The organism is Streptomyces sp. NPDC002588, from assembly GCF_040295925.1.
GTDB lineage: Bacteria > Actinomycetota > Actinomycetes > Streptomycetales > Streptomycetaceae > Streptomyces.
This window is the reverse complement of sequence record NZ_JBEOWF010000027.1, coordinates 61498-84402: the sequence shown is the minus strand read 5'-3', so window position 1 is coordinate 84402 and position 22905 is coordinate 61498. Positions and strand designations below refer to the sequence as shown.

The window sequence follows — 22905 nt, the reverse complement described above, 5'->3', positions numbered from 1 at the left end:
AAGCCCCCGCCGACCGGAAGGGCAGCCAGGGTCAGTAGACCGGCTTGCTCGGCTCGATCTGGTTGACCCAGCCGATCACACCGCCACCGACGTGCACGGCGTCCGCGAAGCCCGCGGACTTGAGCACCGCGAGGACTTCCGCACTGCGGACACCCGTCTTGCAGTGCAAGACGATCTTCTTGTCCTGCGGCAGTCCTTCCAGGGCGGTGCCCAGGAGGAACTCGTTCTTCGGGATCAGCCTGGCGCCCGGGATGGAGACGATCTCGTACTCGTTCGGCTCGCGGACGTCGATGATCTCGATGTTCTCGCCGTCGTCGATCCACTCCTTGAGCTGCTTGGGAGTGATCGTCGAGCCGGCCGCCGCCTGCTGGGCCTCCTCGGAGACGACGCCGCAGAAGGCCTCGTAGTCGATGAGCTCGGTGACGGTCGGGTTGTCGCCGCAGACCGCGCAGTCCGGGTCCTTGCGGACCTTGACCTGGCGGTACTGCATCTCCAGGGCGTCGTAGATCATCAGACGGCCGACCAGGGGCTCACCGGTGCCGGTGAGGACCTTGATCGCCTCGGTGACCTGGATGGAGCCGATGGACGCGCACAGCACGCCCAGGACACCGCCCTCGGCGCAGGACGGAACCATGCCCGGCGGCGGGGGCTCCGGGTACAGGCAGCGGTAGCAGGGACCGTGCTCGGACCAGAACACCGAGGCCTGGCCGTCGAAGCGGTAGATCGAGCCCCACACGTACGGCTTGTTCAGCAGGACGCAGGCGTCGTTGACCAGGTAGCGGGTGGCGAAGTTGTCCGTGCCGTCGACGATCAGGTCGTACTGGCTGAAGATGTCCATCACGTTCTCGGCCTCGAGCCGTTCCTCGTGAAGGATCACGTTCACGTACGGGTTGATGCCCTTGACGGAGTCGCGCGCGGACTCGGCCTTGGAGCGGCCGATGTCGGCCTGGCTGTGGATGATCTGCCGCTGCAGGTTCGACTCGTCGACCTCGTCGAACTCCACGATGCCGAGCGTGCCCACGCCCGCCGCGGCCAGGTACATCAGCGCCGGCGAGCCCAGCCCGCCGGCGCCCACACAGAGCACCTTGGCGTTCTTCAGCCGCTTCTGCCCGTCCATCCCGACGTCGGGGATGATCAGGTGGCGGGAGTACCGGCGAACCTCGTCTACGGTGAGCTCAGAGGCTGGCTCGACCAGGGGTGGCAACGACACGGGGACTCCGTTGGTCGGTCGATCACAACAGTTGTTCTGCGTGTAACAGTGCCACGGCCTTTTTCATTCCGAGACACCCGTTCCGATCCGCGAGACGAATTCGTCCCAGTAACCGGGCATGCCCTCCCAGGGATCGCACAGCCCGCCGCGGTCGCCCCGGTCGGTGAACCAGATCGTCGCCGCGCCCTGCCAGCGGGCGATGCGCAGCGCTTCGTCGAGGTGGCGGCGGGGCACGCCGTGGACCAGGTGGCAGAACCGCTCGGGCGGATGGTCGGCGGTCCATTCGGCGACCTGGGACCAGCGGTAGTCGGTCCACGGGCCGCAGAAGGTGACCAGTTGGTCGGCGTGCTCGGCGTAGCCGTGGTGCGGGTGGGTGCCGTGGCCGAGGACGATGTGGGACGCGTCCCGAAGCGTGCGCAGGGTGGTGACGGCACGGCGGATCTCGGGGAGCGCGTCCCGCCCGGCCGGGCAGCGGTCCAGGAGGAAGCCGTCGACCTGGTACCAGTCGAGATAGCGCTGCGCGTCGGCGACGAGCTCGGCGAAGGGGCGGAGTCCGTGGGCGGTGTCGAGACGGCCGAGGACGCGGGTACCCGCGTTGCGCAGCCGGCCCGCGGCCTGGAGGCAGTGCGGGTCGGGGTGGACGCCGGGGCCGTCGGCGACGTTCAGGACGACCCAGTGCAGGGGCGGTCCGGGGCGGGCGAGGTCGCCCCACTCGGCCGCCGCGAGGAGGGGGTGGGCGATGCCGGGTACGCCGAGGCCGGTGCGGAGGTCGGTGGTGCCGGTGCCCGCGGCGCCCGCCGGGGCGCCGGTCAGATACGACATGCCGCCTCCATCCAGATGTCGGCGAGGGACTCCTCGAGGTTGATCCGGGGCCGCCAGCCGAGCCGGTCGCGGGCGGTGCGCACATCGGCCTGCTGCCAGCTGCCGCAGCCGTCCGGGTACGGGTACGCGACCGGGGCCGCGTGGTCGGAGTCGGGGCGGGGGTGGCCGATGGCCGGGCGGAGATGGGCTCCGGGCGGGGCGTCGAGTTCGTGGAGGGCGCCGCCGTATCCGGCCACGCGGGCGAGGATCGCGGCGGCGTCGCGCAGCCGGACGGCGCGGCCCGAGCCGATGTTGATCACGCCCTGCGCGGCGGAGAGCGAGGCGGCGTGCACCGCGCGGGCCACGTCGCGGACGTCCACGAAGTCGCGCTGGGCGCCGAGTCCGCCGAGTTTGAGTTCGCCGTCGCCGGCTTGCATGGCGCGGCGCATGGCCTCGGCGAGGCGGCCCAGCGGGGATCCGGCGGGCGTGCCGGGTCCGGCCGGCGAGAAGACCCGCAGGACGACGGCGTCGAGACCGGAGCCCAGGACCAGTTCGGTGGCGGCGAGTTTGCTGACGCCGTACGGGCCGCCGGGGCGGGGGACGGCGTCCTCGGCGGTGGAGGAGCCGGGCTGGCTCGGGCCGTACTCCGCGCCGCAGCCGATCTGCACCAGACGGGCGCCGCAGCCGCTGCGGCGCAGTGCCTCGCAGACGGTGGCGACGGCGACGGTGTTGTGCCGGGTGAGTTCGCGGGCGCCGCCGCGGGTGGCGCCCGCGCAGTTGACGACGACCTGGGGGTGGACGGCGTCGAGGAAGCGGGTGAGCGCGCCCGGACTGCCGGAGGCGAGGTCGAAGCGGACGTCGGCGTCGTCACCGCGGCCGAGCGCGGTGAGCTGGACGGCCGGGTCGGCGAGCAGACGGTCGGCGACGAAGCGGCCGAGGTAGCCGCCGGCTCCGATCAGCAGAACCCTCATCGTGCGGCTCCCGGGGTGTGCGCCGCGGCTGTCGTCCGGGGGGCGTGGGCTCCGGTCGTGCCGTGTGCTCCGACTGCTCCTGTGACCGCGGGGGCTCCTGCGACCGCGGGTGCCCCGGTGGGTCCGGTCGCTCCGGATCGGGAGGTGGTCATCTGGTCTCTCCTTCGAGGGTGTTGCGGATTGCCTGCGGCTGGGTGGAGGAGCGCGGGCGTCGTGCGGTCGTCCGGGCACGGTGGGGGTGGCGCTGCGCGCGGAAAGGGGGTCGGGGGGTCCGGGCGGCGGGGCGTCAGCACGGTGGGGCCGTTCGGGCGTGGGCCGAGGCCGTGGTCAGCGTGCGGGTCGCGTGGACCAGCAGGGTGAGGGCGGCGGCCGAGCAGACCAGGGCCGGGACGCCGGCGGGGCCCCAGCCGGTCACGAGGGTCTCGACGGGGACGGCCAGGAGGCCGCAGCCGGGGAGACGGCCCGCGAGGACCGTGGCCACGGCCAGCACCTCGGCGCCGGCTGCGGCCGCGAGGACGGTCGCCGGGGCGTGCGTGAAGCCGTGCACGGTGAGGAGGCGGGCGAGGAACAGCAGCGCGCCCAGGGTGAGGACGGGGGTGTAGGCGCCGGGCTCGCCCCGGGCCGCGCCGCACAGGGCGGTCAGCGCGGTGAGCGCGCCCATGAACAGGGCGAACACGCCGAGCAGCAGCGGCTGTACGGAGGCCGTGAACTCCTCCAGGCCTCGGCTGACGTCGAGTCGGCGGCGGGCCCGGGAGGCGAGGAGACGCGCGCACGCGGCGGCCGGCGCGCAGGCCAGGGTGAGGGTCAGCAGGGGCGCTGTGGCGAGTGGCCAGGGGCCGTCCGGAGCGCCGGTGGGCAGCGTGTCGGGGCCTCCTTCCACGGCGGCTCGCAGGAGACCGTCGCCGAGGGCGGCGTAGGCGAGGAGCCAGCAGGTCCAGGCGCCGGCCCGCAGCCGGTCGGGCCGGCTGCCGCCGTGCGGGCCCAGCGGGCCCTTGCGCAGTGCCGCGCACAGGGCGAGGGCCACCGCCAGGACGCCCGCCGTGGCCACGAGGAGGCGGGCCCGCCCCTGGGTGAGGTGCAGTCCGGTCACCGCCGCCGCGCACAGGGCGCCCGGCAGCAGGGTGAGCAGAGCCCGGTGCGGGCGGGGGCGCGGGAGCGCGCTGGGCGCCGGGCGCGTCGGGGTGTCGCCGTCCCGGGGGACGCGGGCGTACATCTCCTCGGCCAGGGAGAAGACGTCCCGGTGCCGGAAGCGGACGGCGGTGCGGTCGGTGACGCCGTGTGCCTCCAGACCGGCCGCGATCTCCAGCGGGTCGACGGCCCGTTCGCACAGGTCGCGGTGCCGGTGCATCAGCGCCTTCACCGGGTCCGCCGTACCGCCGCGGCGGGCCGCGGGAGGCCGGTGCCGGGCGGAGGACCGGTCGGGGACGGGGGACGGATCAGGGGCAGGGGCCCGGTCAGGGGCCGGGTCGGAGGTGGTGGGCGGGGCCAGGGTGCGCGACCGCTCGTTGCGGGCCTCGCCCTGTTCCGGGGTGCCCGGTCGGTCCAGTTCGCCCAGCCCGCTCATCGCGCCCCCTCGGTGAGGGTGAGGGGGGCGACGGCCGCTGTTCCCCGTACCGGCGGGCCGGCCGCCCAGCCCGGACCGCGCCGGGCGGTGACGCGTGCCCCGAGGCCGGTCCAGCGGCCGGGCAGCCGGGCCTCGGCCGGGACGGCGAAGGGACGGGGGTCGCCCGCGGCGTCGAGGACGACTCTGCGGACCGGGTTCCGGGAGACGACCTCGAGGTAAATGCCGCGAAATGCCGCGATGTTCTGCTCGACCGTGAAGAGTTCCAGTGCGCGTGCGCGGGCGGCCGCGCCCAGGCGCGCACGGCGCTCGGGGTCGCGCAGCAGTGCTCCGCATGCCTCCGCGAGCGCCCGCGGGTTGCGGGGCGGGACGACGAGTCCGGTGCCGCCGATGACCTCGACCACCGCGCCGACATCCGTCGACACCGTCGCGCGGGCGCAGAACATCGCCTCGGCCAGTCCCGCCGGGAAGCCCTCGACGACGCTGGACAGGACGACGACGGCACCGGCCGCGTAGGCCTCCGCGAGGCCGGGTGCCTCCGGGTCGCCGATCTCCGCGAAGGAGACCGGGTTGTCGCCGACGGCGTGGGGGCCCTCCGCCTCGTCGGGGAAGAGCTGTGCGGCGAGCATCCGGCAGTGGCCGAGGTACGCCTGCCCCTCGGGCCCGGCCGGTGCGCCGATGATCCTCAGCCGCGCCCTCGGCTCGTCCTTGCGGATCAGCGTGAAGGCGTGCAGCAGGGAGACCAGGTCCTTGGCCGGTTCCACCCGGCCGACCCAGACCAGGGTGTGCGGATCGGCGGTGTCCGGGGCGTCGCCCACCTCGGCGAAGCGGGCGGCGTCCATGCCCGGGTGGACCGTGCGCACTTTGGCGCGGTCGGCGCCGCAGCGTTCCTGCCAGCGGCGGGCGTGCGCGTGGCCTGGTGTGACGAGGGCCGCCTGCCGGTAGACCTCGGTGGCCAGCCGGCCGTGGAAGGCGGCGAGCAGGGCACGCACCACGGGTGCCGCCTCGGCGGAGGGGCTGCCGGAGCCCAGGTAGTGGCTCCGCAGCCGCACCCCGTACTCCGTCACGACCAGCGGTACGTCGAAGAAGTGCCGCGCGAGCAGCCCGGGCAGCGCCGCCGCTCCGCCGGACGCGGCATGGCACAGGTCCACCTCTCCGAGGCCGCCGGCGTTCCCGGCGCCGCCCCCTTCGCGGTACCAGTCCAGCGAGAGGGGGCGCAGCGCCTGCTCCAGATGCGCGGCCACGGTGAGCAGTTCGGGTACGCACGCCTCGCGCGCCGTGCGCGGCGCGCCGGGTGCGCGACAGGCGCGCTCCAGGGCGCGCACGGCGTCCTCGGAGCGGAGGGCGCCCACCAGTCCGCCCTCGTCACGGGCGAGTTCGGCCAGTCCGTACAGGCCGCTGGCGAAACGGTCCGCCTGAGAGGTCGGGCCCTCGCACAGGGCGGCCGCGAGTTCCCCGTAGCACTCGGTGAAGCGCCGGCGTGCACGCCTGCCGTACGCGACCCCGTCCTCCTCCGCCGTCCACAGGGGCGCCGTGCGCACCTGTCCGACGTGTGGTGGAAGCTCGACGCAGCCCGCTTTCTCCTGTGCTCGGCCACCGCTGAGGGCGTAGATTTCGAACTCGTGCTGCCCGAGCCCGCGCACGAGCCGGTCGCACCAGAGTCCGGCGTCACCGCTCACATACGGATAGCCACTCTCCGTCAGCAGTCCGATGCGCACGCACGCACCCCCGATCTCCCGTCAGAGGAGCCGTCGTTGGTCCGGCGGCTCGCAGCGGGAAGAACGTATGCGGACAAGGCGGTGGCGCGACGGACGGTTGTCCATCGCGCCACCAAAAGGGGTGAACGGTCGTAACTTTCCCGTGCGGGCGGCGTTCGGTCGCGCTAAGAGATCGGATGAACGCGAAACGTCACTCCGGGACGGCGGGCCGGCCGCCCCGGAGCCCACCGGACCGGTGAGCCGGCGTCAGCTCCGGGGGTAGGGCCAGGGGTTGGGCAGACAGTGGATCCCGTCGTGGTCGAGGAACTTGGTCTGCTGCTGCATGACGGGCGCGAGGGCGCCGTCCTTCTGGCAGTTCTCATGGTGTTTGCCGAGCCGGTGACCGACCTCGTGGTTGATCAGCATCTGCCGGTACGCGTGGATCTCGTCGCCGTATGTCGTCGATCCCTGCGCCCATCTGTACGCGTTGATCATGACGCGTTCGGTGGCGGCCGAGTCGCAGGAGACGTTGTCCTCGGTGGTGTCCAGGGCGGACTTGGCACACCAGACGGCGGTGGTGCCGGGGCTGGCGAGGGTGATGACGAAGTCGGGCGTGCCGGAGCTGATCCGCTCGAAGGTGCGCGCGCCGTCGTGCGCCCAGCTGCGGTCGTCGTTCAGCGTCTTCTGCACGGCCTGCGCGAAGAGCGTGCCGTCGAGACCGAGCCCCTCTTCCACGTCCACCCGGTAGGTGTACTTCCGCCCCTTGCCGGGCGCCTTGTCGACGCCGGGGATCACGTCGAACTTCCCGGACCCCTTGAGCCCCGCGGCGAGCTTGTACTTGGTGTCCATCTTCTGCTCGTACGTCAGCGTCACGGCCGTCGGGGACGAGGACGCGGAGGGGCTGGGCACGGCGGAGCCCAGGGCGCCGCCGGCCGCCGACCGCGACTGGACGCGATCGTCGTTCCGGGCACCGGTGACCTGCCCGGCCACCACCACGGCCAGCACCGTCGTGACCGCGGCGGCCGCGATGCCGGTGAAGGCCCGCCCCTTGGTGCCCTTGGCGTCCGCGGGCGGTGTGCCGGGCGGCGCGTCGCCGTCCGCACCGGTGTCCGCCGGGGCGGGGCGGACGTCCACACCCGGATCCCGGTCGGTTCCGGAGACGGGCAGGCCCGTCGAGGCCGTGACGGTGACGTTGTCCCGCGCGCGCGGGGCCGGCCGTCCCCCGCGCGTGAAGACGTCCTCGTCCTCGTCGCGGTCGAAGGCGTCGAGGTAGTCCTGGCGAGGTCCCCGCCGCGGACCCTGCGGGGGCGCCGGCCGCTGACGCGGTATCACCGGCTGCTGCCCGGAACCCCCCTGACGGGTCCTCAGGTCGCCCCAGCCGCCCCCGGCCTCCCGTTGTTCGGGGTGCCCGCCGCGGACCCGTGGAACGCCGTGCGCGGGGGTCCCGTCGGGGTACCTCGGGACGCCGTGCGCCGGCGTGCCGTCGGGAGTCCTCGCAACACCGGTCGCGTCGGGGGAGTCCGAGGGGTCGGACGAGTTCTTGGGCGCACTCTTGGCGGCCGGTCCGCGCCGGCTGTGGCGTCCCACGTCTGCCTCAGCCCCTCGCGGTCGTGTCGGCGGTCACGGCGTGCAGTTCCCGGAACGCCATGGCGACGGTCTCCGGGTACTCCATCATCGCCACGTGCCCGGCGTCGGGCAGTGTGAGCAGACGGGAGCCGCGGAACGCCCTGGCGGCCCGCTGGGCCATGCGGAAGCCGACGAGCTGGTCACGGCCGCCGTAGACCAGCAGGGTCGGGGCGAGGACCCGCTCGGCCTGCCGCCACAGCCCGTGCTGGCCGCCGAGTGTGTAGGCGCTCAGCACACCGCGGGTGGAGCGGGTCATCGCGTCCCAGAAGTACGGCAGTTGCAGCCGCCGCTCCAGCTCCTCCACCGCGTGTTGGAACGCCTCCGGGGAGACCCGGCCGGGATCGCCGTAGCAGAGCGCCAGGACGCCTCTGACCCGTTGCTCGGCCGTCCACTCCCGGGTCAGGCGGGTGAACAGCGCGGCCACGCCGGGGAGGCCGACGAGACCCGTGGGGAGGGCGGTGCGCTGCACGCGCAGCTCCGGCAGGGCGGGCGAGACCAGTGTGAGGGTGCGCACGAGGTCGGGGCGCACCGCGGCGACGCGCGTGGACACCGCGCCGCCGAGGGAGTTGCCGAAGAGATGGACGGGTCCGCGGCCGGCCGAGTCGAGATAACGGATCACGGCACGCGCGTGTGCCGTGACGGAGTAGTTGCCGTCGTCCGGCGGCGGAGAGTCGCCGAAGCCGGGCAGATCGACGGCCTCGCTCGCCACGACCCCGTCGAGCAGCTCCATCAGCGCGGACCAGTTCAGCGAGGAACCGCCGAGGCCGTGCACGTACAGCGCGGGTTCGAGGCCTTCGCGCGCGGGCGGCCTGGACCGGACCGTCAGAGTGACGCCCGGCAGCCCGACCGACCGCAGTCTCTCCCCTTCCGCGACCCTGACGGATGCCGCCTTCGGCAGCACACTGGTCGGCGGCACGGACGGCAGCTCGGTCGAAGACATGCGGGCAATGTTACGAGACGATCACGCGCGACTTTGTGTGTTCGCCGTCACAGGTGCGGCCACGGCTACGGATGGGACACCGTGGAACGCGCAGCGGTACCGGCACACACGGAAGCGTCCCCGTGCCGGCACACACGAGAACTCGTACCGGCACACATGAAGGGCACATCGCATAGCGTCCGAAACCGGTGTCTCCTAGGCTCGTACCGAGGGCACCCGCTTGTGGCCCCTGCGTGTTCCAGGGACGTTCGTAGAAGGGAGCCCGCCATGACCGCCGACCCCACCGACCCCACCGACCCCGAGACCTTCGCGGAAGAGGACGACGACTTCGGAGAGATCGACGTCGAGGCGCCGGAGAACGACGCCGCCGAGCAGTACGCGGACGTCTCCCCGGAGCGGGACGACCCGCTGGAGGAGGTGGACCCCGCGCGGGCGAACGAGGCGGACCTCGTCGAACAGGCGCGCGTGGTCTCCCTGGACGAGGACGACTACCGCTGACGTCGTCCCGGCATGCCGAACGGGAGCGGGGAGGAGGGGACGCATTCTGCCCGGACCGTCCCGGTTCAAAACCTTCTGTACGGCTTTTGTGATCGTCCGGTCCGTGAAATTCTGCGCTCGCACCGCGCGCCACAGGGTTACCGAAAAGTACGATGGCGGCGCGGCGCTCACCGCATGAGGACGACTTTGGGAGGCGGCGTGACAGCCATCGAGCAGACAGAGGCGGCACGCCCGCGAGGCACGCGCCTGCCGCGCCGTGCCCGACGGAACCAGCTGCTGGGCGCCGCCCAGGAAGTCTTCGTGGCGCAGGGCTACCACGCCGCCGCCATGGACGACATCGCCGAGCGGGCCGGCGTCAGCAAGCCGGTGCTCTACCAGCACTTCCCGGGCAAGCTCGACCTCTACCTAGCCTTGCTGGACCAGCACTGCGAGTCGCTGATCCAGGCCGTGCGGGGCGCGCTCGCGTCGACGACCGACAACAAGCAGCGCGTCCGCGCGACGATGGACGCCTACTTCGCGTACGTCGAGGACGACGGCGGAGCCTTCCGGCTGGTCTTCGAGTCGGACCTGACGAACGAGCCCGCGGTGCGCGAGCGCGTCGACAAGGTCACCACCGAGTGCGCCGAGGCGATCTGCGAGGTCATCGCCGAGGACACCGGCCTCTCGCGCGCGGAGTCGATGCTGCTGGCCTCCGGTCTGGGCGGCCTGGCGCAGGTCGTCGCCCGTTCCTGGCTGCACAGCGACCGCAGCGTCCCGCGCGACCAGGCGGTGCAGCTGCTGGCCTCGCTGGCCTGGCGGGGCATCGCCGGTTTCCCGCTGCACGGCACCGATCAGCACTGACCGCACCCGTCCCGCGCGTTTGTTCCCGCTCGCTGTTCGCTCCTGGCGTGGACGGGCGCGCGGTACACGTCCCCTCACCGGGCTAATGTGTGCAGCGTACGGCGCGGACGCCCGCGCACCTCATGACCGTCGGAGGGACATAGCCGTGGAGGTCAAGATCGGCGTGCAGCACGCGCCCCGCGAGATCGTTCTGGAGAGCGGTCAGACTCCCGAGGAGGTCGAGCGCGTGGTGGCCGAGGCACTGGCCGGCAAGTCGCAGCTGCTCAGCCTCGTGGACCAGCACGGCCGCAAGGTCCTGGTTCCGGCCGACCGCCTGGCCTACGTCGAGCTGGGCGAGCCCGCCCCGCGCAAGGTGGGCTTCGGCGCGCTGTAGGCAACACGCATCGGGGGAAGGGGCCCGGCGGTCGGCACGACCGCCGGGCCCCTTCCCCCGTCCGCATCCTCCATGCACGGCGTGCCCTCACCCGCTGCACGCACGCGTGTTCACGGACGGCCCACAAGTCGCCCACAGATGAGGATTGCATTCCGCAGGTCACGGGTATGACGGGCTACGACTTCGGTGCACGGCTCCATCGCCCGGGAGGGACCTTCATGATCTTGGAAGCGCTCGGCTCCGCTGTGCTGGGTCTCGCACTCGCGTTGGCCGCGCTCCAGCGCCTGTCCCACCGCCTGCCGGTACGCACCCTCGTCGTCGCGACGGGCGTCGCCGGAGCCCTGTTCGGTGACTTCGTCACCCACAGCGCGCTGGGCCCCGGCACCCTCCTGCTGAGCCTGCTCGGCGCGGCGATCGTCTCCGCCGCGTCCCTCTCCCTGCTGCTGCGCCCCGCCGGCCGACTGCGGCGACGATCAGCCTCGCCGGCGTAGCCCGGTCGCTAGTGCAGCGGCACTAGGCCGCCAGGCCCAGGGCCGCCATCCGCTTGGTGTGGGCCTCGGTGATGCGGGAGAACATCCGGCCGACCTCGGCCAGGTCGAAGCCGTCCGCGACTCCGCCCACCAGCATCGTCGACAGCGCGTCCCGGTCCGCGACCACCCGCTGGGACTGGGACAGGGCCTCGCCCATCAGCCGCCGCGCCCACAGCGCGAGCCGTCCGCCCACGCGCGGGTCGGCGTCGATCGCGGCCCGCACCCGGTCCACCGCGAAGCCGGCGTGCCCGGTGTCGTCGAGCACGGCGAGCACCAGGGCGCGCGAGTCGGTGTCGAGACGCACCGCGACCTCACGGTAGAAGTCGCTGGCGATCGAGTCGCCGACGTACGCCTTGACCAGGCCCTCCAGCCAGTCCGAGGGGGCGGTCTGCCTGTGGAAGCCGTCGAGCGCGGCGACGAACGGCTCCATCGCCAGCGTCGGTCCCTCGCCGATCTCCGTGAGCCGGTCGCGCAGCCGCTCGAAGTGATGGAACTCCGCCGACGCCATCTTCGCCAGCTCCGCCTTGTCCTCCAGCGTGGGCGCCAGTTTGGCGTCCTCCGCGAGCCGCTCGAACGCGGCCAGCTCGCCGTACGCGAGCGCCCCGAGCAGATCCACGACCGCGGCCCGGTACTGCGGATCCGCCGAGGCGCTCGCCCAGTCCTGGGCGGCGATGCCCGTGGGGGCGTCGGGCTCGGGGGCGGCAGCGGACTCGGCGGGCTCGTCGGGCGCGTTGTCAGGCTTGTCAGAGGTGGTCATGCTGCGCACAATAGCCCGCTCGTCGCGGGGCGGAAGTCCCTGGTCAGTCAGTGCGTCCACGAGGACCCGGACGACCGCCTCCGACGGTGTGACAACCACAACGTGACCGAATCGGCCATCGCGTGTGCACGATTCCGGGGTATGGTGGTAATGCGCCTGCCGAATATTCGACGGGCCGCACGTATGAGGATGCCCGGTCGGTGGCCCGATCGGCTCCGACCCGACAGCCCTCCCTGGCCGTACGGCACTTCGCGTACGACGACCGGAGGGACACCCTCCAGCGGTACGAGCGCTAGAGCGTCGGCAGAGGTCCCGTGCCATACGGCTTGCCGCAAGCGGTTGGCCCGAAGGCAGCCGACGTCCCCGGCACGGTCCGTCAAAGACCCCCGCGCTCGCCTCGCACCGCGCACACAGAAGAGGCAGCACCCTGACTACGACGTTCCGAGAGCTCGGAATCCTTCCCGAGACCGCCGAGGCCCTGGAGGCCGTCGGCATCACCAGCCCCTTCCCCATCCAGGAGATGACGCTCCCCGTGGCCCTTTCGGGCACGGACGTCATCGGCCAGGCCAAGACCGGCACCGGCAAGACGCTGGGCTTCGGCCTTCCGCTCCTCGAGCGCGTGACCGTCCCCGCCGACGTCGAGGCCGGCCGCGCGAAGCCCGAGGACCTCACCGACGCCCCGCAGGCGCTCGTCGTCGTCCCCACGCGCGAGCTGTGCACCCAGGTGACCAACGACCTCCTGACCGCGGGCAAGGTGCGCAACGTGCGCGTCACCGCGATCTACGGCGGCCGGGCCTACGAGCCCCAGGTCGAGGCCCTCAAGAAGGGCGTCGACGTCGTCGTCGGCACCCCCGGCCGGCTCCTGGACCTCGCGGGCCAGAAGAAGCTGAACCTGCAGCACATCAGGTCCCTCGTCCTCGACGAGGCCGACGAGATGCTCGACCTGGGCTTCCTGCCCGACGTCGAGAAGATCATCAACCTGCTTCCGGTGCGCCGCCAGACCATGCTGTTCTCGGCGACCATGCCGGGCGCCGTCATCGGTCTCGCCCGCCGCTACATGTCGCAGCCCACGCACATCCGCGCCACCGCGCCGGACGACGAGGGCGTGACCGTCGCGAACATCTCGCAGCACGTGTACCGCGCGCACAACATGGACAAGCCCGAGATGGTCGCGCGCATCCTGCAGGCCGAGGGCCGTGGCCTGGTCATGGTCTTCTGCCGCACCAAGCGCACCGCGGCCGATCTCGCCGACCAGCTCCAGCAGCGCGGCTTCGCCTCCGGCGCGGTCCACGGCGACCTCGGCCAGGGGGCGCGCGAGCAGGCGCTGCGCGCCTTCCGCAACGGCAAGGTGGACGTCCTCGTCTGCACCGACGTCGCCGCCCGCGGCATCGACGTCGAAGGCGTCACCCACGTCATCAACTACCAGTCCCCCGAGGACGAGAAGACGTACCTGCACCGCGTCGGGCGTACCGGCCGAGCGGGCGCCAAGGGCATCGCGGTCACTCTCGTCGACTGGGACGACATCCCGCGCTGGCAGCTGATCAACAAGGCGCTGGAGCTCAGCTTCAACGACCCGCCGGAGACGTACTCCACCTCCCCGCACTTCTTCGAGGAGATGAACATCCCCGCGGGCACCAAGGGTGTCCTGCCGCGCTCGGAGCGCACGCGCGCGGGGCTCGACGCGGAGGAGCTGGAGGACCTGGGCGAGCCGGGCGGCCGCGGTGCACGCGGCGGCCGGGGTGGCCGAGGTGGCCGGGACGAGCGCGGCGGCCGGGGCGAGTCCCGTTCCGCCGAGCGCGCCGGCGAACGCGAGCGCCCGGCCCGTACGCCGCGCCGCCGCCGTCGCACCCGCGGCGGAGCGGGACTCGACGGCACGCCGGAACAGACCACGTCCCCCGTGTCCCCGGTCTCCGCGACTCCCGCTGTCACCACGCCGGAGTCGGCGCCCGTGGCCGAGGAGGCCGCCGCGCAGACCCGCACCCCGCGCCGCCGGCGTCGTACGCGGAGCGGGGCGGCCGCCGAGGCCGTCGCCCTGACGGCCACCGCCGCTCCCGAGGCCGCCGAGACGGCCGTGACTACGGCGGAGGGTCCGGCTCTGGACGCCCCGGAGACCGCCTCGGTCGCCGAGGCCACCGAGACCCCGGCGAACCCGCGCCGCCGCCGCACCCGCAAGTCCGCGGAGGCCGCGCCGGCCGCCACGGTCCCCGTGGTGACGGAGCCGACGGCGGCGGAGGCGGCCCCGGCCGCCCCCGTCGCGGAGCCGGCCGCGGAAGCCGCCGTGGACACCGCGGAGGCCGCTGAGGCCAAGCCGCGCCGCCGCACCCGCAGGACGACGGCTCCGGCCGCCGCCGAGGCGACGGTCGCGACGGTGGACACGCCCGAGGCCGCCGAACCGGCCAAGCCGCGCCGCACCCGCAAGGCCACGACCGCCACCCCGGCGGCCGAGACCGCCGCCGAGACCGCCGCCGAGAGCGCCCTCGACACGGCCGAGGCCACCGAGGCCAAGCCCCGCCGCACCCGCAAGACCGCGACGAAGGCAACGGCACCGGCACCGGCACCGGCACCGGCACCGGCACCGGCCACGACAACCGCCGACATCCCCGCCCAGGCCACCCAGGAGCCGGAGACCAAGCCGCGCCGCACCCGCAAGACCGCGGCCACGGCAGCCACCGCCGCCACCGCCGTCGATGCCCCGGCCGTGGCCAAGCCCCGCCGCACCCGCAAGGCGACGGCCGCCGCAGCGGAGCAGCCCGCCGACGGCTGACGGACGGACGGCCGCTCGGCCGGTGAACGGCCCGACGGCCCGGCCCCTCCCTCGTGGAGGGGCCGGGCCGTCGGCGTTCGGCGTGGCGTTCACGGACCCGGGCCCGCCGGGTAGCCTCGGCACGTGACCAGGCCGACCGACAGCACCTCGAGCCCCTTCCCGCCTCCCCCCGGTGCCCGTGCGTACCCGCTGCGGACCGCGCGCGGTGACTTCGCGGTCGTCGACTCCCCGGTGGCCGCCGGTGTCGAACAGCGGGGTGTCGCGCTCCTGTTGCCCGGGTTCACCGGCAGCAAGGAGGACTTCCACCAGCTGCACGAACCGCTGGCCGCGCGCGGCTACCGGACCGTCGCCGTGGACGGACGCGGCCAGAACGAGTCCGAGGGACCTGCCGAGGACGAATCCCCTTACGCTCGTGTGGAGTTGGCCCGGGACGTGCTTGCGCAGGCGGCCGCTCTCGGCACGCCCCTGCACCTCGTCGGGCACTCCCTCGGCGGCCAGATCGCCCGCGCCGCCGTCCTCGTCGACCATTCCCCCTTCGTCTCGTTCACGCTGGTCTCCTCGGGTCCGGCAGAGATCTCCGAGTCGCAGAAACAGCGCGTGAAACTGCTGCACGACGCGCTCGCGGTGATGACGATGCCCGAGGTGTGGGGGGCGATCCTGGCGATGGGCCCGCCGGAGGAGGTCGGCGGTCCGGCCCGCGGCTTCGGCGACCTGGAGCAGCTGCGACTGCGCTGGCTGAACCACAAACCCGCCCAACTCCTGGCCACAGGGCGCCAGTTGTGCACCGAGCCGAACCGCGTGGCCGAACTCGCCGCCGTCCCGCTGCCGTTCCACGTTCTGTCGGGCGAGCGCGACGACACCTGGCCGGTGACGCTCCTGGACGACATGGGCGTGCGGCTGCGTGCGCACCGGACGGTCGTCGCCGGCGCGGAACACTCGCCGAACCTGGACCGGCCCCTGCCGACGGCCGACGCCCTCGCCGGCTTCTGGGACAGGCACCCCCGGCAAAACCCGTACCGGTGACCGGCACAAACAGCACGAACCGCACGAACCGCACGAAGCTAGTACTGCGTCTGCACGTGCTCCCAGAATCCGTCCCGCAGCGCGCGCCGCAGATCGGCCTGGCCGCGCAGCGAGTACTGCAGGATGCCCTCGGCCTCCACCAGGAGGTCCTGGTCGACGGAGCCGGGCAGATAGGGATGGCCGGGCAGCAGCTCGACCAGTGCCTCGCGGCCCCGCGCCACCAGCCACTTCGCCGCGATCTGGGCGCCGACGAAGCGGACGTCCTCGCGGGTGGGCCGGCTCCCGTTGCTCGCCTCGTAGGCCGGGGCGGTGCGCCGGGCGACGTACGGCTTGAAGAAGTCGAGGTCGAGGGTGCGCTGGCTGTCGACCTCCCAGAGCAGCGGTTCGGCCTGGTTGCGCCCCTCCGGTGCCTCGATGCCCCAGAGGTGGACGCGGGCGCCGTAGCCCTGGGCGGCCTCGACGGCCGAGACCAGGTCCTCGTCGCCGCCGAGCAGGGCCGCGTCGCTGATGGCGCGATGGCGGGCCAGTGACTCCAGGTCGGTGCGGATCAGCGAGTCGACGCCCTTCTGCTGGTTGTTGGCGTTGAGGTTGCCCAACCGGACCTTCACGTCCGGGAGTTCGGCGATGGACTGCTGCTCGGCGGTGTGGATCCGGCGCCGGGCGCCGTCGTACCAGTAGACACGCAGCAGCCTGCTGTCCGCGAAGATGCTGCGGGCTCGGTCGATGAGCGCCTCGATGAGCCCCTCCGCGTCGAGGTCGAAGGCCCGGCGGTCCTCCGTCCCGGCGATCAGCCGGCCCGCGGCCGCGTAGAGATACCCCGCGTCGACGAAGATCGCATGGGTCGAGGGCGTCTTGGCCACCTCGGCGAGCATGCGGGTCAGCAGCTCGTTCGTGCGGTCGATGCGGGCGGCGAGGGCCGCGAGGTCGTCGTTCATCGCCTCCATTCTTCCGGCGGTCACGCTGCGAACACAACCGGTCCCGTTCAGTCGAACCACGGTCTCTTACTCGCTAGTAATTAGCCGTTCGAAAAATTTCTTTAGCGTAGGGAATGTTTGTAACACGCATCGCGTTGACTCCTCATGTAGCAGCAAGCACCAGCAATCCTCAGCAGGAGGATGACCAGACGAAGGGAGAAGCCATGCGCTTCGAGATCATGCGACTCGACGACGTCGACGGCACGCCCGTGGACAGCACCGTCGTGGACGCGGCCTCCGTCAACCGGATCGTTCAGCAGGCCGCCGCCATCGGGCAGCGACTGTGGATCCGTCCGGCCGACACCTCGGCCTCGTAATCCACAGGTCCTTACAGAGACTTCAGAGCCCCGCACGGCGTCGACCGCCGTGCGGGGCTCTGCGTTCACCAGGGCAGTCAGCTCCCCTGGACCACCTGGGTGACACCGTTGATGATCTGCTGTACGGCGATCGCTGAGAGCATCATTCCCGCGAGCCGGGTCACCAGGACCACGCCCCCGTCCTTGATGAGCCGGATGATCAGCAGCGAGTAGCGCATCACGAGCCACAGCACGACATGGATGGCGAGGATCGCCGCCCACACCGACACCTGCGTGGCGACGCCGTCGGCCTTCTGCACGGCCAGGATGACGGACACGATCGCGCCGGGACCGGCCAGCAGGGGCATCCCCAGCGGCACCAGCGCGACATTGACGTCCTTGGTCTGCTTGGGCTCGTCGGTCTTGCCGGTGAGCAGGTCGAGCGCGATGAGCAGGAGCAGCAGTCCGCCCGCGATCATCAGCGCGGGCACGGAGACGTGCAGGTAGTCGAGGATCTGGTGGCCGAGGAGGCCGAAGACGGTGATGACCCCGCCCGCCACGCAGACCGCCTGGAAGGCCATCCGCTTCTGCACCTTGCCGGGACGTCCGGCGGTCAGGGCGAGGAAGATCGGGGTGATCCCGGGGGGATCCATGATGACGAAGAGGGTGAGGAAGAGAGAGCCGAAGACGGCGACGTCGAACATCAGTACAGGGGCCTTGCGGGAAGAAGAGAAGGTGGACGTGCGGGGGTGAGCCTCAGGCTCCGCCGGTCCCCGGCACCGGGAACGCGCCCGTCGCCCGCCGGGTGATCTCCCCGTACACCTCGGGGTCCGTCGTGTACTCGCCGAGCACGCACGTCTTGCGGCTGCCGTGGTAGTCGGACGAGCCCGTGACCAGCAGTCCGAGGTCCCGCGCCAGCCCGCGCAGCCGCGTACGCGTCTCGTCGTCGTGGTCCATGTGGTCGACCTCGATGCCGTCGAGACCGGCGGCGGCCATCTCGGCGATCGCCGACTCCGGCACGGTACGACCCCGCTTGGCGGCCCCCGGATGCGCGAAGACGGTGACCCCGCCCGCACCCTTGACCAGCCGGATCGCCTCGAAGGGGTCGGTCTCGTGCTTCTCCACGAAGGCCCGTCCGCCGTCGGCGAGCCAGCCTTCGGTGAAGGCGTCGCTCACGGTCGGCACGACACCGAGCTCGACGAGCGCGGTCGCCACGTGCGGACGCCCGACGGATCCCTCCCCCGCGATGCGCGCCACCTGCTCCCAGGTGACGGGCACGCCCAGCTCCTGGAGCTTGGCGACCATGGCCCGCGCCCGCGGCACCCGGTCGTCGCGCACCAGCTCGCGTTCGGCGAGCAGGGCGGGCTCCTCGGGGTCGAAGAGGTAGGCCAGCATGTGCATGGAGACGCCGTCGATGCGGCAGGACAGTTCGGCGCCGGTGACGAGGGTGAGCCCGCCCGGCAGCGCGGCCAGGGCGTCGGCGTACCCGCGGGTGGTGTCGTGGTCGGTCAGCGCGACGACGTCCAGACCGGCGTCGGCGGCATTGCGCACCAGCTCGGCCGGGGTGTCCGTACCGTCGGAGGCCGTGGAGTGGCAGTGCAGATCGATGCGCACGAGCGAACTCCAGGGCGGGCGGAACGGAAGGGACGCCTCAGCATAGCTGAGATTCGAACACCCTTCGTCATGGTCGAAACACGGGATCACCCCCTACATGCACGACCGGAAACCCGAGCCCGGCAACCCGCCCCTATGGCTTGAGCAGGCGCGGCGACAGCGCCCCGCAGGGCACCAGTTCCACCTCCGCACCCGCGTCCCGCAGATCGGTCAGCACCAGTTCGTCGTACATCAGCAGTCCGGACTGCTCGGGCCACACCACGGCCCACAGCCACAGACCCCGCGCCTCGCCCGCGAACACCGCCCGGTCGTCCGGGGTGGCGGAGACATGCCAGAGCGGGGTGGGCCGGCCGGCCGCCAGCACCTTCGCCTGCGGGGGTTTCTCGACACTCATGTACGGCCCCGGGTCCGGCCCGTCGACACCGGCGTACCGCGCCCCGAGGCCGACGCCGAGTTCCTCCGCGACCAGGATCAGCTCGCCCATGCCGCCCAGCGGGCCGGGTCCGGAGCAGGCCACGGCGGTGGCGCGACCGCCGCTGCGGTCGTCACCGGCGTAGGTCACGCCCGTGAACAGCCAGCCCACCGGCAGGGGCCAGGGCATCCACACGGGCACCTGCGTACGGTGCACCACCACGCTGAGGGCCTCGACGCTGGGCGGGATCACGGGCTGCAGCGGATGTACCGTCCCGTGCACATCGCACTGCCAGGAGTCGGAGAAGAGTCCGGGAGCCCTGACCCGGCCACCACACTTCGGGCAACTGGGTTCGCCCCTCATAGGGCCCCACGGTCCTACCCGAGCAGGCCCACGTCAAGGACGATCACCCGTCCGGACGGAAGCGGTTCAACGGAAACCACTAGATGTAACTTGCATTAATTAGCCCACCTAACTTACTGTGTGTATATACCAACCATTGTCGTCCGGACAGGAGAAAGCGATGGGAGCGGAGCACGACCCCTTCGACGAGGGAGCGAACGGGCTTCTACGACAGCCGGGCGCGGTCTGGGCGACCGCCGGCGCCTCGGTCGTCGCCTTCATGGGCATCGGCCTGGTCGACCCGATCCTGCCGTCCATCGCCCAGGGCCTCGACGCCACAGCCGGCCAGGTGTCCCTCCTCTTCACCTCCTACTTCCTGATCACCGCGCTCGCGATGCTGGTGACCGGCTTCGTCTCCAGCCGCATCGGCGGCCGCCGGACCCTGCTGCTCGGCCTCGCCCTCGTGGTCGTGTTCGCGGGCCTGGCCGGCACCTCCGGCTCGGTCGCCGAACTCGTCGGATTCCGCGCCGGCTGGGGCCTCGGCAACGCGCTCTTCGTCTCCACCGCCCTCGCGGTCATCGTCGGCGCGGCCGCGGGAGGCAGCGCGGCCGCGATCCTGCTGTACGAGTCCGCCCTCGGCCTCGGCATGGCGTGCGGACCGCTGCTGGGCGCGCTGCTCGGCGACGCCAGCTGGCGCTACCCGTTCTTCGGCACCGCGTTCCTGATGGCGGTCGGGTTCCTGTGCATCACGGTGTTCCTGAAGGAGCAGCCGAAGCCGGCCCGCCGGACCTCGCTGCTCGACCCGGTGAAGGCGCTCGGCCACGGGGGTCTCGCCTCGGCCGCGGCCTCGGCGTTCTTCTACAACTACACGTTCTTCACCGTGCTGGCCTTCACGCCCTTCGTGCTGAACATGAGCCCGTACCGGTCGGGGGCGGTGTTCTTCGCGTGGGGAGTGCTGCTCGCCGTCTTCTCGGTGGTCGTGGCACCGCGGCTGCAGAAGCGCTTCGGCTCGCTGAAGGTGCTCGGCGGCTCGCTGCTGCTGCTCGCGGCGGACGTCCTGGTCCTCGGCTACGGCGACCACACCACCGCGGTCGTCTGCACGATCCTGTCCGGCGCGTTCATCGGCCTGAACAACACCGTCTACACCGAGTTGGCGCTCGGTGTGTCGGACGCCCCGCGCCCGGTGGCGAGCGCCGGCTACAACTTCGTGCGCTGGTTCGCCGCCGCGGCCGCGCCCTACTTCGCCCCGAAGATCGAGGAGTGGACCGACATCCACGTCCCGTTCGTGGTCGCGGCGGTCACCGCGGTCGTCGGCGCGGCCGTGGTCGTCGTACGGCGCAAGGCACTCGCACACGACGCGGAAGAACTGACGCCGCGGCACACGACCGAGGACTCGGTCACCGTCTTCGCCAACTGACGGCTTCCGGCCACCGGTTGGTGACGTTCCTCACGGGATGTCAGTCGAGCGGGACGGACCTGCGGGAGGGATCCCGCAGGTCCGTCCCGCTCGTCAGCCACCGCTCCTGGAGCGCCTGGGCGCCGTGGACGCGTTTCCAGGCGGCCTCGTTCGCCGTCATGGGGAGCAGCGGCAGGAAGCGGACCGGGTCGCGCGGCTCGTCGAGGGCGAGATCCTCGACCAGACCGCCCGGTTCGGCGACCAGCACCGAGCTGAACGGAGCGCCGGGCCACAGCGGTCCGCCGACGTCGAGGGAGGCGCCGGGCGCCACCACCACGCCCTCGACCTGCGGAGACGCGGCGAGCACGGCGAGCGGGCGGAGCACCTTGTCGGTGTCGGCGAGCCCGCCGCGCACCGAGAGGACCAGCTCGGCGCGCGGGCCCTCGACCGGGTCGACGAGCATCGCGGCGGGGTCCGTCATCGGCTGCGCGGACATGCCCAGCGTGGCGTAGCGGACGATGTCGCCCTCGTGGAAACGGAGTACCTCGACACGGTCCGCGCCCAGGAAGGTGACCGCCGCGCGGGCGTCCGGCTCACCCAGCGCGGTGCGCAACCGGGCCTCGACGAGAGGAAGAACATCAGCCATGTCGCGAGCATAGAACTCGTCAGTAGCGGGCAAAGCGGCGGCTTGACACTTCGGTCGGCTGATACTCTTGCCCGGTGGTTCGGGGCAGCACGCAGAAGCGTCGCGATCTTGCCTCGACGCCGATGGGACTCCCTTACGAGGGACCGGCTGGAGGAGGTGGGGCTGTCATGGATCGAAGTCACCCGTGCAGTACCACTCGCTCTTCCGGCCTCTGACGCAGCTGCTTCGGCCGACTGCCGCCTTTCTGCTCGCTTCTTCGCGCGGAAGAGCACTTCGTTTTCCCTGATCCGTCTGATCTGTTCTCTGATCCGTCTGATCTGTCTGGTCTGAATCAGTAACGAAGCTCGCCACCGCGACGGTGCGGTGCTCCCCGCTTTGTGGACGTGCCAAACATCCGCAGTCAGGACGTCCTCATTCCGGGTAGTTCCACCCGTCACAGCGGCCTTTCGTTGCCCGACGCGAAGGAGCCTGCCATGTCGATGATCCGCGACCTGCGTGCCGTGGTCCGTCCGGCCCGTCCCTCCCTGCTCAAGGGCGGTGTCCGCAAGGGCGGTACGCGCATGGACAACGGGGCGTACGACGCCACCCGCGACCCCGCCACCCCGTCGGCCGTCGTCGACTGCGCCGTCTACCGCGACGGCTCCCGCGTCGAGTTCACGCACTCGCTCACCCCGCAGGAGGCCATGCGCCAGGTCCGGCGCGACGGCGGCTTCGTGTGGATCGGCCTGCACGAGCCGACCGAGGCCGAATTCGCCGGTATCGCGAGCGAGTTCGGGCTGCACCCGCTGGCCGTGGAGGACGCCGTCCAGGCCCACCAGCGTCCCAAGCTGGAGCGGTACGACGACTCCCTGTTCACCGTCTTCAAGACGATCCACTACATCGAGCACGACCGGCTCACCGCCAACAGCGAGATCGTGGAGACCGGTGAGGTCATGTGCTTCACCGGCAAGGACTTCTTCATCACCGTCCGGCACGGCGGCCAGGGCTCGCTGCGCGCGCTGCGCCACCGCCTCCAGGACGACCCCGAGCTGCTCGCCAAGGGCCCCTCGGCGGTACTGCACGCGATCGCCGACCATGTCGTCGACGGATACGTCGCGGTCGCCGACGCCGTGCAGGACGACATCGACGAGGTCGAGACCGAGGTCTTCTCGCCGGGCCGCAAGGGCACCCCGCGCGGCACCGACGCCGGCCGGATCTACCAGCTCAAGCGCGAGGTGCTGGAGTTCAAGCGGGCCGTCTCCCCGCTGCTGCGGCCGATGCAGCTGCTGAGCGAGCGGCCGATGCGGCTGGTCGACCCCGACATCCAGAAGTACTTCCGGGACGTCGCCGACCACCTCGCCCGCGTCCAGGAGCAGGTCCTCGGCTTCGACGAACTGCTCAACTCGATCCTGCAGGCCAACCTCGCCCAGGCCTCCGTCGCGCAGAACGAGGACATGCGCAAGATCACGTCCTGGGCGGCCATCATCGCCGTACCGACGATGGTGTGCGGGGTGTACGGCATGAACTTCGACTACATGCCGGAGCTGCACTGGAAGTTCGGCTACCCGGTCGTCATGACGGTCATGGTCGGCCTGTGTGTCGGCATCCACCGCACCCTGAAGCGCAACGGCTGGCTGTGACCGCCCCCGCGCGGG

Annotated in this window: 22 protein-coding genes; 9 read left to right on the top strand and 13 right to left on the bottom strand. The window is 72.0% G+C overall.

Annotated features, from left to right (window positions below):
* Positions 1-31 precede the first annotated feature (31 nt).
* From moeZ to ABT057_RS28655, 7 genes are all read right to left on the bottom strand, one after another.
* A complete protein-coding gene (moeZ, locus tag ABT057_RS28685) occupies positions 32-1210 on the bottom strand; it encodes an adenylyltransferase/sulfurtransferase MoeZ (protein WP_352346495.1) in 1179 nt (392 codons plus the stop codon).
* A 63-nt stretch (positions 1211-1273) separates the two neighbouring features.
* A complete protein-coding gene (locus tag ABT057_RS28680; protein WP_352346494.1) occupies positions 1274-2032 on the bottom strand; it encodes a spherulation-specific family 4 protein in 759 nt (252 codons plus the stop codon).
* A complete protein-coding gene (locus ABT057_RS28675) occupies positions 2020-2982 on the bottom strand; it encodes an NAD-dependent epimerase/dehydratase family protein (protein WP_352346493.1) in 963 nt (320 codons plus the stop codon). Before ABT057_RS28675 ends, ABT057_RS28680 begins: the two co-directional genes overlap by 13 nt.
* A 286-nt stretch (positions 2983-3268) precedes the next feature.
* Complete coding sequence (locus tag ABT057_RS28670; protein WP_352346492.1) at positions 3269-4546, bottom strand: hypothetical protein; 1278 nt, start codon at positions 4544-4546, stop codon at positions 3269-3271.
* Positions 4543-6261, bottom strand: a complete 1719-nt coding sequence (locus tag ABT057_RS28665; RefSeq protein ID WP_352346491.1) for a DUF3492 domain-containing protein — start codon at positions 6259-6261, stop codon at positions 4543-4545. Before ABT057_RS28665 ends, ABT057_RS28670 begins: the two co-directional genes overlap by 4 nt.
* A gap of 246 nt (positions 6262-6507) precedes the next feature.
* Complete coding sequence (locus tag ABT057_RS28660) at positions 6508-7827, bottom strand: DUF3152 domain-containing protein (RefSeq protein ID WP_352346490.1); 1320 nt, start codon at positions 7825-7827, stop codon at positions 6508-6510.
* 7 nt (positions 7828-7834) lie between these two features.
* Entirely contained in the window at positions 7835-8806 is a 972-nt protein-coding gene (locus ABT057_RS28655) for an alpha/beta fold hydrolase (RefSeq protein ID WP_352346489.1), read from the bottom strand.
* 267 nt (positions 8807-9073) lie between these two features.
* Here ABT057_RS28655 and ABT057_RS28650 point away from each other — a divergent pair, with 267 nt between their 5' ends.
* The 4 genes from ABT057_RS28650 to ABT057_RS28635 all read left to right on the top strand — a co-directional run bounded on the left by ABT057_RS28650 (position 9074) and on the right by ABT057_RS28635 (position 11008).
* The gene (locus ABT057_RS28650; RefSeq protein WP_352346488.1) at positions 9074-9304 is read left to right on the top strand and encodes an Rv3202a family protein; all 231 of its coding nucleotides are present in this window, start codon (positions 9074-9076) and stop codon (positions 9302-9304) included.
* A gap of 198 nt (positions 9305-9502) precedes the next feature.
* Positions 9503-10144 carry a TetR/AcrR family transcriptional regulator gene (locus tag ABT057_RS28645; RefSeq protein ID WP_069771643.1) on the top strand — a complete coding sequence of 214 codons (642 nt, stop codon included), beginning with the start codon at positions 9503-9505 and terminating at the stop codon, positions 10142-10144.
* Between the two features lie 145 nt (positions 10145-10289).
* Positions 10290-10517, top strand: coding sequence for a DUF3107 domain-containing protein (locus ABT057_RS28640; RefSeq protein ID WP_030784015.1), 228 nt, complete (start codon positions 10290-10292; stop codon positions 10515-10517).
* Positions 10518-10735: 218 nt separating this feature from the next.
* Entirely contained in the window at positions 10736-11008 is a 273-nt protein-coding gene (locus tag ABT057_RS28635; protein ID WP_352346487.1) for a hypothetical protein, read from the top strand.
* Between the two features lie 22 nt (positions 11009-11030).
* Here ABT057_RS28635 and ABT057_RS28630 read toward each other — a convergent pair whose 3' ends face one another.
* A complete protein-coding gene (locus ABT057_RS28630; protein WP_352346486.1) occupies positions 11031-11804 on the bottom strand; it encodes a ferritin-like fold-containing protein in 774 nt (257 codons plus the stop codon).
* A gap of 520 nt (positions 11805-12324) precedes the next feature.
* Between ABT057_RS28630 and ABT057_RS28625 the strand changes: the two genes are divergently transcribed.
* Complete coding sequence (locus ABT057_RS28625) at positions 12325-14568, top strand: DEAD/DEAH box helicase (protein ID WP_352346485.1); 2244 nt, start codon at positions 12325-12327, stop codon at positions 14566-14568.
* A gap of 123 nt (positions 14569-14691) precedes the next feature.
* A complete protein-coding gene (locus ABT057_RS28620) occupies positions 14692-15591 on the top strand; it encodes an alpha/beta fold hydrolase (protein WP_352346484.1) in 900 nt (299 codons plus the stop codon).
* A 38-nt stretch (positions 15592-15629) separates the two neighbouring features.
* Here the strand turns inward: ABT057_RS28620 and ABT057_RS28615 are convergent, their stop codons facing one another.
* Complete coding sequence (locus tag ABT057_RS28615) at positions 15630-16526, bottom strand: NYN domain-containing protein (RefSeq protein WP_352346554.1); 897 nt, start codon at positions 16524-16526, stop codon at positions 15630-15632.
* 203 nt (positions 16527-16729) lie between these two features.
* Between ABT057_RS28615 and ABT057_RS28610 the strand changes: the two genes are divergently transcribed.
* Positions 16730-16882, top strand: coding sequence for a DUF8834 family protein (locus ABT057_RS28610; RefSeq protein WP_007384531.1), 153 nt, complete (start codon positions 16730-16732; stop codon positions 16880-16882).
* Between the two features lie 77 nt (positions 16883-16959).
* On the opposite strand, the gene ABT057_RS28605 is transcribed toward ABT057_RS28610, so the two are convergent.
* From ABT057_RS28605 to ABT057_RS28595, 3 genes are all read right to left on the bottom strand, one after another.
* Positions 16960-17565, bottom strand: coding sequence for a MarC family protein (locus tag ABT057_RS28605; RefSeq protein WP_352346483.1), 606 nt, complete (start codon positions 17563-17565; stop codon positions 16960-16962).
* A 52-nt stretch (positions 17566-17617) separates the two neighbouring features.
* Positions 17618-18475 carry a PHP domain-containing protein gene (locus ABT057_RS28600; RefSeq protein ID WP_352346482.1) on the bottom strand — a complete coding sequence of 286 codons (858 nt, stop codon included), beginning with the start codon at positions 18473-18475 and terminating at the stop codon, positions 17618-17620.
* Between the two features lie 133 nt (positions 18476-18608).
* A complete protein-coding gene (locus tag ABT057_RS28595; protein ID WP_352346481.1) occupies positions 18609-19250 on the bottom strand; it encodes a DUF6758 family protein in 642 nt (213 codons plus the stop codon).
* A 160-nt stretch (positions 19251-19410) separates the two neighbouring features.
* Here ABT057_RS28595 and ABT057_RS28590 point away from each other — a divergent pair, with 160 nt between their 5' ends.
* Entirely contained in the window at positions 19411-20646 is a 1236-nt protein-coding gene (locus tag ABT057_RS28590; protein ID WP_352346480.1) for an MFS transporter, read from the top strand.
* A gap of 40 nt (positions 20647-20686) precedes the next feature.
* On the opposite strand, the gene ABT057_RS28585 is transcribed toward ABT057_RS28590, so the two are convergent.
* On the bottom strand, positions 20687-21271 hold the full coding sequence (locus ABT057_RS28585; RefSeq protein ID WP_352346479.1) for a suppressor of fused domain protein: 585 nt from the start codon (positions 21269-21271) through the stop codon (positions 20687-20689).
* Positions 21272-21744: 473 nt separating this feature from the next.
* Here ABT057_RS28585 and ABT057_RS28580 point away from each other — a divergent pair, with 473 nt between their 5' ends.
* Complete coding sequence (locus ABT057_RS28580; RefSeq protein ID WP_352346478.1) at positions 21745-22890, top strand: magnesium and cobalt transport protein CorA; 1146 nt, start codon at positions 21745-21747, stop codon at positions 22888-22890.
* Positions 22891-22905: the final 15 nt, after the last annotated feature.